Below are 15,017 nucleotides of genomic sequence, written 5' to 3' on the forward strand. Positions count from 1 at the left end.
CACCCGCCTCGGGGGGGGGGGTGGGGGGGCCCCCCCCCCCCCGCCCCCCCCCCCCCCCCCCGCCGCCGCGACGGCGAACTCGGTCAATCGGCGCGACGGCGAACTCGGTCAGTCTGCGAACTGGTCGATGGTGGTCGCCTCGCTCCCGTCGTCCATCTCGCGTTCGAGGTCGTCGGGATGCGGCGCGGGGAAGGTCACGCCGGGGTCGAACCACGACACCTGTCGGACGATGTCCTCGATTTCCTCGAAGATGGGTTCGTCGCCCACGCCGGTCATCGTACACCACGCCTCGGTTCGGGTGACGCCGACGAACGCCTCGTTTCGGCGCTGGACGAGGTCGGCGCGCCGGGAGTCGTCTTCGACGTGTTCGACGCCGAGGACGTACACCATCGCGGCCTGATTGCCCTTCGCGCGGTTGATTCGCGAGACGGTGACTGCGCCCGGTTCGGCGAACACGTCCTTGTTGCCCTCCCAGACGAGGTTCGGGTCCACGTCGCGGGCTTCGAGTTCCTCGGCGAGGCTCTCGCCCGCCTGCTTGGACCGGTGGTACGCGCCGAGGGTGACCACCAGCACGTCCTCGGGCGCGAGGTCGCGGTCGAGAACGTCGGCGGCGACCTGGTCTGCGACCCACTCGATTTCGGCGTTCTCGTCATCGAACGACTCGAACCGGACGAACGGAGTCGCGGCGTCCACGTCGCCGAGCGGGTGGGGCGAGTGCTCGGTGGGCCGTGCGAGTTCGACCGGCTCGCCGTACTTCCGGAAGTCGCCGCTCCGGACCTCGTAGCCGACGTTCTCCCACCCCTCTTTCGTCGTGATGGCTTGGACCGCACCGCCGTCTCGGACGAGACCCATCCCGAGAACGTGGGCGAGCATCAGGACCGACCGGGGCGTTCGGTACGCCTTCCGCATGATTCGGCTCTTCTGGACGCCGCCCTCGTACGCGCCGCTCAGGTCCACCACCGGGTCGCCCGCCTCGTCGGTGCCGAACACGTTGGTCGGACTCGGCGCGGTCAGCGTCTGGAGGTTCTGCGCCTCGTCGTACGCCCAGACGAGACGCTTCGGCGGGCGGAGCGCGGCGCGACACAGTTTGTAGAACCCGGGGTCGAAGTCCTGCGCCTCGTCTATCAGAATCGCGTCGTAGGACTCCTGTACCGTGCCGGATTCGAGCACTTCGAGACAGCACGAGTGGAGGAGGTTCCCGTCGGTCTCGTCGAATTTCCCCTTGGCGTCGTAGTACGTTCGGGGCGTGACCCCGGCCTCCTGTGCGATGCGGTAGTAGAGGCCGTGACGCTGCTTGCCGCCCCACCCGTGGAGGACGTGGAATCTGTCCCAATCGGGTTCGGCGTCGCCCGACGTGAAGAAGGCGTAGTAGCGCCGGACCTTCTCAGTGATAGTGTCGTAGAGGCTCCGGGTCTGGAACGTGAGCGCGATGTCCCAGTCGGGATGGGCGGCGTGCATCCGGGCGGCCTTCTTCGCCATCAGCACGGTCTTGCCCGACCCCGCGATGCCCCGAATCTGCTGGGGACCGTCGGGTATCTGGAGGCCGACCTCCTCTTGCTTCTCGTCGAGTTTGTTCAGGCCCTTCTCGACGCGCTCGTAGAGTCCGCCCTTCGTACTCCCGTCCTTGAGCTTCGGACTTCGGTCGCCGCTTATCGGTTGGCCGCCGCTCAGCACCGCGCGGGCGGTCTCGTACTCCCCGTTGGTGAGTTTCGACCCCGGAAGCTCCCGAATCCGGTCGCGGAGCGCGGTCGGCGAGAGGTCGTCCGCGAGCAGGACCGGGGGCGAACTCGGTCCCTCGTGGAAGCCGCGGGCCTCCCACTCCTCGCGCGAGATGTTGGGAAGCGCGACCACGGGGTTCATCGACACCTTGTGGTTCGCGCGGTCGTCCATCAGCGACGGCTCTTTGGTGAAGTGCGAGAGGAGTTTGAACCCTTGGTCGCGAGCTTGGGAGTACGGCGCGGCGCTCGATTGGGAAATGCCCCGGAGGAGCCACTTGTCGCCCTCGATGGCGCGAACGTGGTCGATCTGGTACCCCTTGCACTCCACGACGACCGCGCCCGCGTCCCGGAGGAACAGCAGGAAATCCATCTCCCTGTCGAACTCGCCGGCCGTGCGGTCCACGATGGGATACCGGTGGTACGCGACCCCCACGTCGTCTGGACCGAACGCGGATTTGAGACGCTTCCAGACCTCGCGCTCGGCGTCCGCGCCCGAGTGGTCGGCCTGATGCCCGGACGAGATAAACTTCATATCAAAGTCCGCGGTGGAAAGCACAGTTAAACGTTGAGGTTTCGGTAGGAGCGACGCGACCGCCACGAAACCCGATTCTGGCCCTACGCATCCCCCGACAGTAGCGGTTGGGGTAAAACAGAGTCCGCTTGCGGTCGGAGACACTACTGCCGAAATCCGTGGTTTGATATGTATTAGATCGGGATATACCATATAATATATGGAAAGCGAGAGAAAGAGGACCGTTCTCACGTTAGCCGTCGTCGGAATCGTCCTCGTCGGAACGATGCCGTTCGGGGTCGGAATCGCGACTGCCGACGACGAGTGGCCCGACAACGAAGAGGACGCGACCGAGGTCGGCCCCGGCACCCACGAGGGGTCGATAGACAGTCCGGACGACACCGACTACATGCGGATGCCGGTCGAGAAGGGTGACACGGTAACCGTGACCCTGGAGAAAGCGCAGGGCGACGACATCATCGGCGGTATGTACTGGCCGGGTGGGGCGACTTCTGTGGAAGGTGAGGACAAGTCCGAGGACACCGCGAAAGCGACAATCGGGGAAGACGGGTACCTTTACGTCGAACTCGAAAGTGACACCGTCGAAAACGAACCGGAGGACTGGTCAATTACCCTGGACCGAACCGAGGACGCCGACAAGTGGCCCGACAAAGAGGAGGACGCCACCGAGGTGGGAACAGGCACTCACGAGGGGGCGATAAGTAGCTGGGACGACACCGACTACATGAAACTGCCCGTTGAGAAGGGAGACACGGTGACTACGACTTTAGAGAAAGCGCAGGGTGACGACATCATCGGCGGTATGTACTGGCCGGGTGGGGCGACTTCTGTTGAAGGTGAGGACAAGTCCGAGGACACCGCGAAAGCGACAATCGAGGAAGACGGGTACCTTTACGTCGAACTCGAAAGTGACAGCGTCAAAACTGAGTCCGAGGGCTGGTCAATTAGCTTGGACCGAACCGAAGACGTCGACAAGTGGCCCGGCAGAGAGGAGGACGCCACCGAGGTGGGAATGGGCACTCACGAGGGGGCCATAAGTAGTTGGGACGACGCCGACTACATGAAGCTGCCCGTCGAAAAGGGCGACACGGTGACCGCGACTCTGGAGAAGGCGCAGGGCGACGACATCATCGGCAGTTTGTACTGGCCGGGCGGGGCGTCTTCTGTGGAAGGTGAGGACAAAACCGAGGACACCGAGAGCGTGACTATCGATGAGGAAGGCTTTCTCTACGTCAAGGTCGAAAGCGACAGCGTTGAGACCGACTCTGAGGACTGGTCAGTGTCCCTGACCGAGGGTGAGCCGACCACGACAGAAACAACCACGACAGAAGCGATCACGACAGAAACAACCACAACGAAAGAGACCACAACGGAAGCGACTACGACAGAAACAACCACGACGGAAGAGACCACAACGGAAGCGACCACGACTGAAGCGACCACGACGGAAGCGACCACGACGGAAACAACCACAACGGAAACAACCACCACAGAAGCGACCACAATAGAAACGGAAACCTCCGAGCCCGAAACCGCAACTTCCGAGCCCGAGACCGCAACTTCCAAACCCGAAACCGAGACCACTACCGAAACAACGGTCGTCGACGAGACCGGGGAGACCGACGACAGCAACGAAGCGGCACAACCCGGATTCACCGCCACTGCGACGCTCGTCGCGGTCATCCTCGCACTCGCACTCGCGCGGCGCGCCGAAACATAGAGGAGCGCGAACCTGCCGTTTCCGGCATGGAATCATGGTCTTTTTGTCCTCTCTCCTATCCCTCTCTCCTATGCAGAACGTCACCGCCGCGGGACTCGGTATCGGCGACGACCACCCGCCGCGAATCATGGGCGTCCTCAACGTCAGCGAGGAGTCGCCCTACGACCCCAGCGTCTACGACGACCCGGGGGAGGCGGCCGAGTACGTCGATTCCGAACTCGTCTCGGAGGGCGCGGACATCGTGGACGTCGGTCTCGAATCCGCGAACAAGCGGTTCGAAGTTCTCTCGGCCGAGCAGGAACTCGACCGCCTCGACACCGCGGTCGAAGCCATCGAGAGCGTGTCGGGCGATGCCATCTTTTCCATCGAAACGCGGTACGCCGAGGTCGCAGACGAGGCGCTCTCGCGGGGGTTCGACATGGTGAACGACATCTGTGGCTTCGCCGACTCCGAGATGCCCGAAGTCTGTGCGGCCCACGACGCCGCGGTCGTCAAGATGGCGAGTCCGCCCGACCTGAACCGGCCGGGCGCAATCGAGGAGGTGGACGACATCTACGCCGCGCTCGAACGCGGCGGACTCACCGACAAGACCATCGTTGACCCCGCGTTCGGCGGGTGGTCAGAAGCGAAGACCCTCGAAGACGACCGCGAGACGTTCCGACGACTCCGGGAGTTCCGGGGCCTCGGCCAGCCGATTCTGGTCTCCATCAATCGGAAGAACTTCCTCCGGGACCTCGCGGGCAGAAGTACCGAGGAGGCGTTGCCCGTCTCGCTCGCCGCCACCGCGATGGCGGTCGAGCGCGGCGCGCACGTGATTCGGACCCACGACGTTGCCGAGACCGCCGACGCCGCCGAAATCGGGTCGGCGTTCGCCCGCGACCGCGTGCGAAGCGACGACCTCGGCGTCGAGGAACTCGACGTGACCACGACCGGGGAGGCCGCCCGCCACCTCGCCCGCCTCGGAGCGGACGAGACGGCGGCCGACGAAGCGACGGCCCGTGTCTTCGAACTCTCGGGCCTCTCTGAGCGCGAGCGCGAGACGTTCCGGGCGGTCGCCACCGACGCCGGGGTCGTCTTCGCGCCCGGCGATTCGGGGAGTCTGCTCGCCGGGTCGCCCGCCGCACTCGCGCGCCTGCGAACGCTCGTGGCGGAGAACCGGAACGCATCTGGGGCCGAGAGCGTCGATTTCGAACGTCTCGAAGCAATCCTTGACGCTGTTGGAGGGCGCTAATCCCTGTTCTGATGGATACGTCGCTGAGGTGAACGGGAATGGACGAGGAATATCGAACGGAGGATTCAGTCCTCTTCGCTGCAGACTGCATCGCGTAGCTCCGCGAGCAGGTCGTCTCGATTCTCGGATAGAATTTCGACATCTTCGCCCACATTTTCGATTTTCGTGCGAACACGACTCACGACTCGGTACCGGTAGTTGTCCGAGACATTCGCGTCACCCACAATGATTTCACGCTCCCGTTCGGTGAGGAGTCCCCGATACTGGTCGTCAACCATGCGGTGCTATTGGATACCTTCTGTAATAATCTCTGTTACTGTTCGTAGTCATGCTCTACTGTAGTGGGAAGAAGTTACTGTTTACAGTAATCCATAAGTGACTACAAATAGTAATGTCGTGTGGAACCCCGGCCCTACGGCGCGTAACCATTGCAGGAAACGCCCGCGTGCTGAAGACACGCGGGCCGGGTTCCCAAGCGAGTCAAGAACCCATGACAACCAAATCGACGCCGAGACAAGAAAGCCCCGGTAGGACAGACAAGCAAGTGACTACTAACGGTCTTACAGCCGAATTCAAAAAGTACGGCGACGGCAGGTGGTCTTGATGCATCTCGAAGACAACGACGAATGGGAGCGACTAGCTCGGAAAATCGTGTGGCTGTACATTCTCGACCAGCTCGATGACCTCGAAGCCGCCACGCGCCGAATTGCCGTGACGCTTCGAGACGGTGGTACCGTGACCGCGACGGATATCGAAGCGTTCCGCAACGCTCACACCGCGCTCCAGACGGTCGTCGAGGAGGACGTGCTCTTCCTCGTAGACGACATCGAACCGTATCAGGGCGCGCTCCACCACGTCCCCTACGAGGTGTTCGCAGACTACCTCGACATCTCGTTGACACAAGTGAACGGCTTCGATTGCGAAGGGCACGATGCCTGAGAGCGTCGATTTGTAGCCTTTCAGCTCTCGAAACCGTCGATTTCGAACGTCTCGAAGCCGTCGTCACTGCTGTCAACGAGACGGAACGGTAAGAGAAAACTTATACCGGGGGACGAACAACTCCCGGTGGGAAGCCGGAAGGGCGTCCGCGGGTAGGGGTACTTGCAGACGAACTTCCGGCTCGGACGATTATCGACTATGAACTACGAAACGTGGAGACCCATCTATCGACGGATACTCGACGACTTCGGGTACGACCCCGCGGGCGACGAGCGCGCGCGAGACGTACTCGCCGACCTCACCGGCCCGTTCGACCTCAACCGGTTCGACTGGGCGGGGTCGCGGGTCGCAATCGCGGGCGCGGGTCCCTCGCTCGCCGACGAACTCGACCGAGCGCGTTCGGCCGACGCGGTGGTCGCGGCCTCGACCGCGGCCGACGCGCTCCTCGACGCCGGAATCGCGGTGGACTGCATGGTGACCGACCTCGATAAGAACCCCGAGACCGCCCGCGAACTCACCGAGAGAGGGACGCCGGTCGCGGCCCACGCACACGGCGACAACGTCCCGGCGGTTCGCGAGTGGATTCCGAGATTCGACGCCGAGGCCGTCCTGCCGACCACGCAGGCCGAGCCACTCCGGCACGTCCGGAACTTCGGGGGCTTCACCGACGGCGACCGGGCGGCGTTCCTCGCCGACCACCTCGGGGCCGCCGAGTTGGCGTTCGTCGGCTGGGACTTCGACGACCCCGCGGTGGGTCCGGAGAAGGCGAGAAAGCTCCGGTGGGCCGAGCGCCTGCTCCGGTGGCTGGAGATTCGGCGCGACGAGGAGTTCGCGGTGCTGGACGGTCGTCGGGAGGCAATCGACACCACCGGATTCGTGTAGTGGTAGCGCGGTCTCGTTGTTCGTCCGACGGGTGTAACTCGGTAGCGTTCCTCGAGACGGTCCGACTTCAACAGGGGGACACGTCGTCACCGCGAACGCGTTCGGTACCCTCCTTTTTCACGACGTAGACCGCGGTCGATGCTCCGTCTACGTCCGTTTCCCCCTTCGAATACCCGTACGCGAGCGTGACCTCCACGCGCACCCCCTCGGCGGTTCGCTCGATGAATCGCGTCTGCGTCGACGGCGAGTTCGGCGACGTCCCCCAGTTCGAGAGACAGGACGCGTCTCGGAGTCGCTCGGTGAGGAATGCATCTTCGGCGGAAATCGCGCGGTCTTTGGCCTCCGTGCTCGACAGTTCGGACGGTGGTAACGGTTTGTCCCGCGGGTCCACGAGACAGCCTGCCGTTCCGAGACCCAGGGCGCTCCCACAGAGGCGGAGTAAGCCCCTTCGAGAGTAGGTCAGCGACACAGCTCCAGACAGCCTCCTGATTGACAAGTATCTTCTGCTCCCTTAGGTGCCCGCTCCGAATCGCTCGACGGTACGCGAACGGCTCCGACTCACGAAACGGCACTCCGACCGACGACGGACTACTTGCCGATTCAGGGGCGTGGCATTTGCGCGTGGAGCCATCGTCTTCTACGATGGCAAACTTCGATTCGAAGTCCGCGAACAAGCTGAGTATCGTCTCGACGCTGGTGGACGCCGCGCTCGCGTTCGCCCGCGGACGACCGAAAAGCGCCGTTCTGCTCGTGGGCGCGGCCGCGCTGTCGTCGCGGATTCCGGGCCTCGGAACCGCGACGTCGCTGCTCGTGCGGTTGGTCCGGCGACTTCGGTGAACCGACGGCGAATCGGTCTCGGTTTCGATTTCAGTCTGCGACTTCGACCTCGGCGTCGGCCGCGTTCGACTTCACGCTCTCGATGCCCTGCCGGGCCTTCTGTTTCGAGGCGTAGCCCTCGCCCGAGTCCGCGACGATGTTGCCGTTGTCGTGGCGGAGTCGCCAGCGCCACTGGTCGCTCTTGTCGGTGTACAGTTCGAACGTAGCTTTGCTCATAATGTCTCCGGGTGAGTGTCCTCATCCGGGCGAAAAAAGCGTTGGGGCGAATCAGGCGTCGGGCGCGAGCGCGTCGATTGTCGCCTCGATTTCGCTCGTCTCGGCCCCTCTCGGGAACGACACCGCCACCCTGTCAACGCCCTCGATTGCCTCGAACTTCGAGAGCGATTCGCGGGCCTCCTCGGGCGTGCCGACCGCGCCGAGGTCGGCGAGCAGGTCGTCGTCGATGGCCGCGAGCGCGGCGTCTTGGTCGCCGTTGCCCCACGCCGCCGCGATTTCGTGGGCGGTGTCCTCGTAGCCCTGCCGGGCGAGCGCGTCCCGGTAGAAGGTGCCCATAGCACCGACGTAGAACGAGAGGTGCTGGCGCGCGAGTTCGCGGGCGCGCTCGCCGTCCTCCGAGACGCAGCACGTCGTCGAGAGCGTGACTCGCACGTCGTCGGGGTCCCGGTCGCCCAACTCCGCGCCTCTGCGGAGGTCAGCCATCCGGTCGCGGAGGCCGTCGGGCGTGAGCATCAGCGCGTGCCACCCGTCGGCGAAGCGCCCGGCGAGTTCGACCGATTTGGGTCCCATTCCGGCGGCGTCGATGGGAACCGGCGTCTCGGGCGGGTCACATCGCAGGCGAAACCCCCCGAGGGTGAAGATGTCGCCGTCGTAGTCGACGGTCTCGCCCGAGCAGACCGCGCGCACGATGTCGATGTACTCGCGGGTCCGCCGGAGCGGGCGCTCGAAGTCCGCGCCGTGCCACCCCTGAATCACGGCCGGGCCGGAGGGTCCGATGCCGAGGCGCATCCGCCCGCCCGAAAGCTCGTCGAGGGTCGCGGCGGTCTGGCCCACGAGCGCCGGAGAGCGCGAGTAGACGTTGAGTATCGACGGCCCGATGCCGATGTCGTCGGTTCGCTCGGCGATGGCCGAGAGGACGGTCACGGCGTCCCGGCCCCACGTCTCGGGGAGCCAGACGCGGCGATAGCCGCGGTCCTCGGCGCGCTGTGCGAAGCCTACGATGTCCGCAACGGTCGGCTGTGCGGCCACGGGCAGGTGGACGGTTCGGTCGGTCATGAGTGAACCGTCGGACGCCCGCACCATAGTTCCCCTGTCAACTCCGGGTGTGAGGAACGGAGTTGATTCGGCGGGGGGTTCCGGAGCGACGGGCGACGGGGACGAGAACCGGCGAAGACCCGGCGGAACGCCGCGAACGGAGACGAATGCCCGGAGGGTGCGCCAAGGGAGCGTTTATATGCGACAACCGAGGAGTGGGTTCATGGCCGGTCAGAAAGTTGCAATCGTGACAGCGGCGGGAAGCGGTATCGGGGAGGCCTGCGCCAGGAAACTGAACGAGGACGGATACGTGCCGGTCCTGTTGTCTCCGTCGGGGAGCGCCGTCGGGGTGGCGAACGACCTCGGCGGAGACGGGTTCGAAGGTTCGGTGACCGACCCCGACGACTTGGCGGCAATCGTCGAGGCGACGGACGAACGCTACGGGCGTATCGACGCCGTGGTCAACAACACGGGCCACCCGCCGTCCGGCGACCTGCTCGAAATCACCGACGAGGAGTGGTACGAGGGGATAGACCTCGCGCTGATGAACACCGTCCGGATGGCTCGGCTCGTCACGCCCATCATGGAAGAACAGGCCAGCGGGTCGTTCGTGAACATCTCCTCGTTCTCGGCGTTCGAACCGTCGAGCGACTTCCCGGTCTCGTCGGTCGTTCGGGCCGGGCTCGGGAGTTTCACCAAGCTCTACGCCGACCGATACGCCGCGAGCGGAATCCGGATGAACACGGTCCAGCCCGGATTCGCCGACAGTTGGGACGTAGACGAGGAATCGCGAGAGCAGATTCCGATGGGGCGTCCGGCGGAAACCGAGGAGATTGCGGACGCGGTCGCATATCTCCTCTCGCCCGATTCGAGCTACATCACCGGACAGAACATCCGGGTCGATGGCGGCCTCACGGCGTCTCTGTAACGCTACGCCGCCGAATCGCGGCTCACACGTCGGGCGACTCCATCACGTCGGGGACGCCCGCCGCGGTCACGGTCTCGCCCACGACGAACGACGACGCCGGACTGACGAGGAATCGCGCCACGTCCGCGATTTCCTCGCTGACGCCGACCCGGCGCTCGACGTCCTCGCGCTCGACATCGTCGGCCGAGATTCCCATCTGGCTCTCCAGTCCGGGCGTGGCGACGAACCCCGGCGCGATGCAGTTGACCCTGACTCCATCACTCGCCCACTCGTAGGCGAGCGAGCGCGTGAGGTTCACGACCGCGGCCTTGGCCGCGCCGTAGTGGCTCATGTAGGGTGCGCCCTGCTGGCCCGCCACGCTGGCGACGTTGAGGACGGTCCCGCCGCCGTCCGCGAGGTGTTCGGCCGCGGCCTGCGTGCAGTTGTAGGTGCCCGTGAGATTGATGTCGAGAATCTTCTGCCACCCGTTCGGCGAGATGTCCTCGAAGTTCGCGACGAAGCTCGCGCCCGCGTTGTTGACCAGCGCGTCGAGACCGCCGAACTCCGAGACGGTGGCTTCCACGAGCGCCTCGACAGCGTCGCGGTCGGTCACGTCGCACTCGACGGCGAGAGCGTCGCCGCCGCCGTCTCCGTCCCGAATTCCCTCCGCGACCGGGTCCACGTTGTCCTGCTCGCGCGAGCAGACCACCACGTTCGCGCCGTCGGCGGCGAAGTCTTCGGCGATTGCGCGCCCGATGCCCGAACTCGCGCCCGTCACGATTGCGGTCCGGTCGGCGACCGAGAACCGGTCGTGTGTCGAATGTGCCATCGTGAGACCCCGACGCGCCCGAACGACAAAGTCGGTGGGGAACTGCGAACGAGTTCTCGACAGTTGGACGGCCGCCGAGAAACGAGAATTGGTTACGATTACGCGCTATTTTCCGAAAATCGGTTTCTCGATAAACCTTTAGGCGTTACGTGCCTGTTTCCCGGCATGCAGTTCTCGCTCGGACGCGCGGAGCGACGGTTCTCGTTCTCGGCGGGCGAGGTCACGGGTGCGGTCGGCGACTCGGTGACGGTCCTCCCGGTCGTGGTCGCGGTCGCGGCGCTGACCGACCTTCAACTGCCGATTCTCCTGCTGTGGTTCGGCGCGTTTCAGGTGGTGTGGGGGGTGTGGTACGGCGCGCCCGTCTCCGTCGAACCGATGAAGGCGCTCGCGGCGCTGGTCATCGCGGGGTCGCTCTCGGTCGGCGAGCTCGCGGTCGCGGGGATGCTTTCGGGTGTCGTCCTGCTCGGATTCGGCGCGTTCGGCGCGCTCGGCGCGCTCGGAGACCGCATCGACGACGGCGTGATTCGGGGGGTGCAGTTGGCGGTCGCGCTCGTGTTGGCCCGGACGGGCCTCGAACTCGGCGCGGGGTCGCCCCGGGTCGCGCTCGGGGCCGCGGCGGTCGGTCTCGCGGTCGTCGCGGTCGGCTACCCGCGGGCGAGCGCGCTCGCCGTCCTCGCGCTCGGCGTGGGTCTCGCTGGATTGGAGACTGGGATGCCGACGCCCTCGGTTCCGGACCTCGCGGTGGGGGTCGGGCCGGGGACGGCGGTCGGGCCTGAGGCGGCGGTTGGCGCGGTGTTCGCGCCGACCGCCGACGCGCTCTCGGCGACCGCGGCCCAGTTGGCGATGGCCCGGGGGCACGCGGCGGGGGCGGCCACGCTCCTGCTGTCGGACCTCTACGACGCCGACGTGTCGCCCGACGAACTCTCGACGAGCATGGGCGCGATGAATCTGCTCGCGGTGCCCCTCGGCGCGCTCCCGATGTGCCACGGGAGCGGCGGGGTCGCGGGCAAGTACGCCTTCGGCGCGCGGACCGCGGGGTCGAATCTGATTCTCGGCGGCCTGTACGTCGGCGCGGCGCTCGGCGCGGCAGAGTTGGTCGCGGCCTTCCCGCTCGCGGCGCTCGGCGTCGTGTTGGTGCTGGTCGCGGTCGAACTCGGGCGGGCGGGTCTCCGGACCGACTCGGTCGGTCTCGCCATCGGCGTCGGCGTCCTCGGCGCGGTGACGAACGTCGGCCTCGCGTTCGTGGCGGGCGTGGTCGCCTCCGAGGCGCTCTCGCGGATTCGGGGGTGAAAGCGGACCCATAGGGTCGGTTGTAACTACTTTCGGGAGTCGAAGGCTCTCTCCGGTGAATCGGGCAGAAACAGTTCGACGACCGATGGAGGCCAAGAACGAATTCCAACCGACCCTATCAGGCGATGTCGCCGTCCCGGAGGAGGTCGGCGACGACGTGGACGTAGAGGACGAGCGCGGTGAAGACGGCGTACGCCGGGGAGAGCAGGCCGGTCGCGCCGACGAGTCCGGCCCCGACGAGCGCGTGGGTCAGCAGGCGGTGGGTTTCGAGGATGTCGGTGTCAACGCCGTCGAAGACTTGCTCTTGTTGGGTGAACGCGAACACGGGGTCGGTCACGCACCGTCGGAAGTGCGACCAGTCTCCAGCGTGGTAGCGCGCGAGCAGGAAGTGGTCGAGGTCCACGAACACCGAGAGGACGACGCCGTAGGCGAACAGGCCGAGGGCTTCGAGCGGGACGCCGATTTCGGGGAGCGCGAGGACGAGCGTACCGGACGTGACGGCCCCGAGCGCGGCGTGTTCGGGCGACTTCATCACCGGGAATTCGGGTCGGAGCCAATTAATTCGGGGGGTGTGGGTCGGTGGGTCTGAGTCGGACGGGTCGTCGTATCTTCGAGCGCGAGGGACGGATTTACGAACCGCTCGCGGCGGTGGAATCATCGACTACATTTATGCGACCCTGCGGTCAGGTCAGTGTATGGACAAGGGAGTCAGTGCTATCAGGAGCGATTTTCCGGTGCTGGAGCGGCGGGTGGGCGACGAGCAGTTGGTGTACCTCGACAACGCGGCGACGACGCAGACGCCCAAACAGGTGTACGACGTGTACGAGGATTTCTACGGCGGGTACAACGCGAACGTCCACCGGGGGATTCACGCGCTGAGTCACGAGGCGTCGGTGGCCTACGAGGAGGCCCACGATAGACTCGCCGAGTTCGTCGGCGCGGAGTGTCGCGAGGAGATGGTGTTCACCAAGAACACGACCGAGAGCATCAATCTCGTGGCGTACGGACTGGGGTTGAACGAACTCGGACCGGGCGACGAGGTGGTCCTCACGGAGATGGAACACCACGCCTCGCTCGTGACGTGGCAACAGGTCGCAAAACGGACCGGGGCCGGGGTGCGCTACATCCGGGTGGACGAGTCGGGGCGACTCGACCTCGAACACGCCAAGGAGGTCATCGGTCCCGACACGGCGGTCGTGTCGGTGGTCCACGTCTCGAACACGCTCGGGACGGTGAACCCGGTCAAGGAAATCGCGGAGTTGGCGCACGACGAGGACGCCTACGTGCTGGTGGACGGCGCGCAGTCGGCTCCGACCCGGCCCGTCGATGTGCAGAAGATGGACGCCGACTTCTTCACGTTCTCGGGTCACAAGATGGCCGGGCCGACCGGCATCGGGGGGTTGTACGGCAAGCGCCACCTGCTGGAGGAGATGGAGCCGTTTCTGTACGGTGGCGAGATGATTCGCCACGTCACGTTCTCCGAATCGTCGTGGAACGGCCTGCCGTGGAAGTTCGAGGCCGGGACGCCGCCAATCGCGGAGGGAATCGCGCTCGCGGCGGCCGCCGACTATCTGGACGACATCGGGATGGACGCGGTCCGCGAACACGAAAACGACCTCGCCCAATACGCGCTCTCGCGACTCGGCGAGCGCGACGACGTGGAAATCTACGGCCCGCCAGCGGGTGTCGAGCGGTCGGGACTCGTGGCGTTCAACCTCGACGGAGTTCACGGCCACGACCTCTCGTCGCTCCTGAACGACCGGGGAATCGCGGTCCGGGCGGGCGACCACTGCACCCAACCCCTCCACGACAAGCTGGCGATTCCGGGGTCGGTCCGGGCGTCGTTCTACGTCTACAACACGACCGACGAAATCGACCGCTTGGTCGATGCGCTCGACGGCGCGCGCGAGCGACTCGACACGTACCTCTCCGAACGCTACCACGACAGAATCTACGACCACCACCGGAATCCCCGGAACGCGAGCGGACTCGCAAACCCCTCGTTCACGAAGCACTCGGAGGAAACGTCGTGTGGCGACGAGGGTGAGTTCCACGCCGAAATCGCGGCGGACGGCACCATCGAGCGCCTCGGATTCGAGAGTCGGAGTTGCGCGGTCAGCACCGCAGTGGCGAGCATGCTGACCGAGTACCTCGAAGGCGAGACGCTGGAGACGGCGGCGGAACTCGACGGCGTGGTCGCGGACCTGCTCGACGGCGAATTTCCGGACCTGCGCCACGACTGCGTGGTCGGTCCGGAGCAGGTCATCCGCGAGGGCGCGGCGGAGTTTCTGGACGCGAGCGAAAAATAGCGTCGGGTGGACGGGCCGCCCGGCGCGACCGAGTCGGTCTACTGCTTGTCCACGTCGGCGTCGTCGGGCCACGCGAGCGTGACCTCGAACTCGAAATCGTCGTTGTCGAAGGGCACGAAGACGAACTCCGAGTCGTCGGCCGAATCGAGGTCGAGCGCGACGAACTCCCCATCGACGTGGGCGCTGGCGTGCGTGAAGAAGTCCTCGCTCCAGCGAATCGTGACCTCGACGTTCCGGTCGTCGGTCTCGCAGGTCCACTCGCCGCGCTCGTCGGTGACATCGACGGCGTCCATCTCCTCGTCCTCGAACCGGGCGACGATGGTCTCGTCGGGGGTCTCCTCGGGCGCGGTCATGCGCAGGCCTCCGGGCGCGCGGCGGTCGGGTGGCGATGCAATCGGGCGGGAGCTTTTTGTCCCGTCTGTGTGTAGCGTGTCATGCTTCTACGTCCTGCGTGGAAGCGTTCCGCGGACCCGGTGCCCTTACACCGGTCCGTTTTGTATTCATCGAGACCTATCTGTGAGCGATAGGTCCGCGTTTTGCTTCCTACTTGTCGTGTGTCAGTGGCGTGCAAT

General features: G+C 65.5%; 15 protein-coding genes and 1 pseudogene. 8 read left to right on the plus strand and 8 right to left on the minus strand.

Annotated features, from left to right (window positions below; all coding sequences use genetic code 11):
- Window positions 1–108: 108 nt before the first annotated feature.
- Window positions 109–2,250 carry an NERD domain-containing protein gene (locus tag EKH81_RS15560; protein WP_162224650.1) on the minus strand — a complete coding sequence of 714 codons (2,142 nt, stop codon included), beginning with the start codon at window positions 2,248–2,250 and terminating at the stop codon, window positions 109–111.
- Window positions 2,251–2,644: 394 nt separating this feature from the next.
- Here EKH81_RS15560 and EKH81_RS15565 point away from each other — a divergent pair, with 394 nt between their 5' ends.
- Window positions 2,645–3,970, plus strand: coding sequence for a hypothetical protein (locus EKH81_RS15565; RefSeq protein ID WP_132060037.1), 1,326 nt, complete (start codon window positions 2,645–2,647; stop codon window positions 3,968–3,970).
- A gap of 70 nt (window positions 3,971–4,040) precedes the next feature.
- Window positions 4,041–5,201 (plus strand): dihydropteroate synthase, encoded by a 1,161-nt coding sequence (gene folP / locus EKH81_RS15570; RefSeq protein ID WP_132060039.1) that lies wholly within the window; start codon window positions 4,041–4,043, stop codon window positions 5,199–5,201.
- 65 nt (window positions 5,202–5,266) lie between these two features.
- Here folP and EKH81_RS15575 read toward each other — a convergent pair whose 3' ends face one another.
- Window positions 5,267–5,479, minus strand: coding sequence for a hypothetical protein (locus tag EKH81_RS15575; protein ID WP_132060041.1), 213 nt, complete (start codon window positions 5,477–5,479; stop codon window positions 5,267–5,269).
- A 325-nt stretch (window positions 5,480–5,804) separates the two neighbouring features.
- Between EKH81_RS15575 and EKH81_RS15580 the strand changes: the two genes are divergently transcribed.
- Both EKH81_RS15580 and EKH81_RS15585 read left to right on the plus strand, forming a co-directional pair.
- Complete coding sequence (locus tag EKH81_RS15580) at window positions 5,805–6,140, plus strand: hypothetical protein (protein ID WP_132060043.1); 336 nt, start codon at window positions 5,805–5,807, stop codon at window positions 6,138–6,140.
- A gap of 198 nt (window positions 6,141–6,338) precedes the next feature.
- Window positions 6,339–7,022, plus strand: coding sequence for a 6-hydroxymethylpterin diphosphokinase MptE-like protein (locus EKH81_RS15585; RefSeq protein WP_132060045.1), 684 nt, complete (start codon window positions 6,339–6,341; stop codon window positions 7,020–7,022).
- Between the two features lie 67 nt (window positions 7,023–7,089).
- Here the strand turns inward: EKH81_RS15585 and EKH81_RS19785 are convergent, their stop codons facing one another.
- Window positions 7,090–7,218: a hypothetical protein gene (locus EKH81_RS19785; RefSeq protein ID WP_274380513.1), complete on the minus strand. Its 129-nt coding sequence runs from the start codon at window positions 7,216–7,218 to the stop codon at window positions 7,090–7,092.
- 446 nt (window positions 7,219–7,664) lie between these two features.
- On the opposite strand from EKH81_RS19785, the gene EKH81_RS15590 reads away from it, so the two are divergent.
- Window positions 7,665–7,859, plus strand: coding sequence for a hypothetical protein (locus EKH81_RS15590; protein ID WP_132060047.1), 195 nt, complete (start codon window positions 7,665–7,667; stop codon window positions 7,857–7,859).
- Between the two features lie 30 nt (window positions 7,860–7,889).
- On the opposite strand, the pseudogene EKH81_RS15595 reads toward EKH81_RS15590, so the two are convergent.
- Together EKH81_RS15595 and EKH81_RS15600 are read right to left on the minus strand one after the other, a co-directional pair.
- Window positions 7,890–8,072 (minus strand): annotated as a pseudogene (locus tag EKH81_RS15595) (HVO_2922 family protein); the annotation flags it as partial.
- 54 nt (window positions 8,073–8,126) lie between these two features.
- Window positions 8,127–9,131 (minus strand): TIGR04024 family LLM class F420-dependent oxidoreductase, encoded by a 1,005-nt coding sequence (locus EKH81_RS15600; RefSeq protein WP_132060051.1) that lies wholly within the window; start codon window positions 9,129–9,131, stop codon window positions 8,127–8,129.
- Between the two features lie 202 nt (window positions 9,132–9,333).
- Here EKH81_RS15600 and EKH81_RS15605 point away from each other — a divergent pair, with 202 nt between their 5' ends.
- On the plus strand, window positions 9,334–10,038 hold the full coding sequence (locus EKH81_RS15605) for an SDR family oxidoreductase (RefSeq protein ID WP_132060053.1): 705 nt from the start codon (window positions 9,334–9,336) through the stop codon (window positions 10,036–10,038).
- A gap of 22 nt (window positions 10,039–10,060) precedes the next feature.
- On the opposite strand, the gene EKH81_RS15610 is transcribed toward EKH81_RS15605, so the two are convergent.
- Window positions 10,061–10,846, minus strand: coding sequence for an SDR family NAD(P)-dependent oxidoreductase (locus tag EKH81_RS15610; RefSeq protein ID WP_132060055.1), 786 nt, complete (start codon window positions 10,844–10,846; stop codon window positions 10,061–10,063).
- A gap of 165 nt (window positions 10,847–11,011) precedes the next feature.
- On the opposite strand from EKH81_RS15610, the gene EKH81_RS15615 reads away from it, so the two are divergent.
- Window positions 11,012–12,136 carry a putative sulfate/molybdate transporter gene (locus tag EKH81_RS15615; protein WP_162224651.1) on the plus strand — a complete coding sequence of 375 codons (1,125 nt, stop codon included), beginning with the start codon at window positions 11,012–11,014 and terminating at the stop codon, window positions 12,134–12,136.
- 118 nt (window positions 12,137–12,254) lie between these two features.
- Here the strand turns inward: EKH81_RS15615 and EKH81_RS15620 are convergent, their stop codons facing one another.
- Window positions 12,255–12,668 (minus strand): hypothetical protein, encoded by a 414-nt coding sequence (locus tag EKH81_RS15620; protein ID WP_132060060.1) that lies wholly within the window; start codon window positions 12,666–12,668, stop codon window positions 12,255–12,257.
- 163 nt (window positions 12,669–12,831) lie between these two features.
- Here EKH81_RS15620 and EKH81_RS15625 point away from each other — a divergent pair, with 163 nt between their 5' ends.
- The gene (locus tag EKH81_RS15625; protein ID WP_132060062.1) at window positions 12,832–14,445 is read left to right on the plus strand and encodes a SufS family cysteine desulfurase; all 1,614 of its coding nucleotides are present in this window, start codon (window positions 12,832–12,834) and stop codon (window positions 14,443–14,445) included.
- Between the two features lie 38 nt (window positions 14,446–14,483).
- Here EKH81_RS15625 and EKH81_RS15630 read toward each other — a convergent pair whose 3' ends face one another.
- Window positions 14,484–14,798, minus strand: a complete 315-nt coding sequence (locus EKH81_RS15630; RefSeq protein ID WP_132060064.1) for a hypothetical protein — start codon at window positions 14,796–14,798, stop codon at window positions 14,484–14,486.
- Between the last annotated feature and the right edge of the window lie 219 nt (window positions 14,799–15,017).

This window comes from Halorussus amylolyticus (assembly GCF_004143485.2).
In the GTDB taxonomy this organism is placed as follows: Archaea; Halobacteriota; Halobacteria; order Halobacteriales; family Haladaptataceae; genus Halorussus; species Halorussus amylolyticus.

What these genes read in the sequence shown, in the direction of transcription:
- EKH81_RS15560 (WP_162224650.1), bottom strand. Translation starts at nt 2,250, where the DNA reads ATGAAGTTTATCTCGTCCGGGCATCAGGCCGACCACTCGGGCGCGGAC.
- EKH81_RS15565 (WP_132060037.1), top strand. Translation starts at nt 2,645, where the DNA reads ATGCCGGTCGAGAAGGGTGACACGGTAACCGTGACCCTGGAGAAAGCG.
- folP (WP_132060039.1), top strand. Translation starts at nt 4,041, where the DNA reads ATGCAGAACGTCACCGCCGCGGGACTCGGTATCGGCGACGACCACCCG.
- EKH81_RS15575 (WP_132060041.1), bottom strand. Translation starts at nt 5,479, where the DNA reads ATGGTTGACGACCAGTATCGGGGACTCCTCACCGAACGGGAGCGTGAA.
- EKH81_RS15580 (WP_132060043.1), top strand. Translation starts at nt 5,805, where the DNA reads ATGCATCTCGAAGACAACGACGAATGGGAGCGACTAGCTCGGAAAATC.
- EKH81_RS15585 (WP_132060045.1), top strand. Translation starts at nt 6,339, where the DNA reads ATGAACTACGAAACGTGGAGACCCATCTATCGACGGATACTCGACGAC.
- EKH81_RS15590 (WP_132060047.1), top strand. Translation starts at nt 7,665, where the DNA reads ATGGCAAACTTCGATTCGAAGTCCGCGAACAAGCTGAGTATCGTCTCG.
- EKH81_RS15600 (WP_132060051.1), bottom strand. Translation starts at nt 9,131, where the DNA reads ATGACCGACCGAACCGTCCACCTGCCCGTGGCCGCACAGCCGACCGTT.
- EKH81_RS15605 (WP_132060053.1), top strand. Translation starts at nt 9,334, where the DNA reads ATGGCCGGTCAGAAAGTTGCAATCGTGACAGCGGCGGGAAGCGGTATC.
- EKH81_RS15610 (WP_132060055.1), bottom strand. Translation starts at nt 10,846, where the DNA reads ATGGCACATTCGACACACGACCGGTTCTCGGTCGCCGACCGGACCGCA.
- EKH81_RS15615 (WP_162224651.1), top strand. Translation starts at nt 11,012, where the DNA reads ATGCAGTTCTCGCTCGGACGCGCGGAGCGACGGTTCTCGTTCTCGGCG.
- EKH81_RS15620 (WP_132060060.1), bottom strand. Translation starts at nt 12,668, where the DNA reads ATGAAGTCGCCCGAACACGCCGCGCTCGGGGCCGTCACGTCCGGTACG.
- EKH81_RS15625 (WP_132060062.1), top strand. Translation starts at nt 12,832, where the DNA reads ATGGACAAGGGAGTCAGTGCTATCAGGAGCGATTTTCCGGTGCTGGAG.
- EKH81_RS15630 (WP_132060064.1), bottom strand. Translation starts at nt 14,798, where the DNA reads ATGACCGCGCCCGAGGAGACCCCCGACGAGACCATCGTCGCCCGGTTC.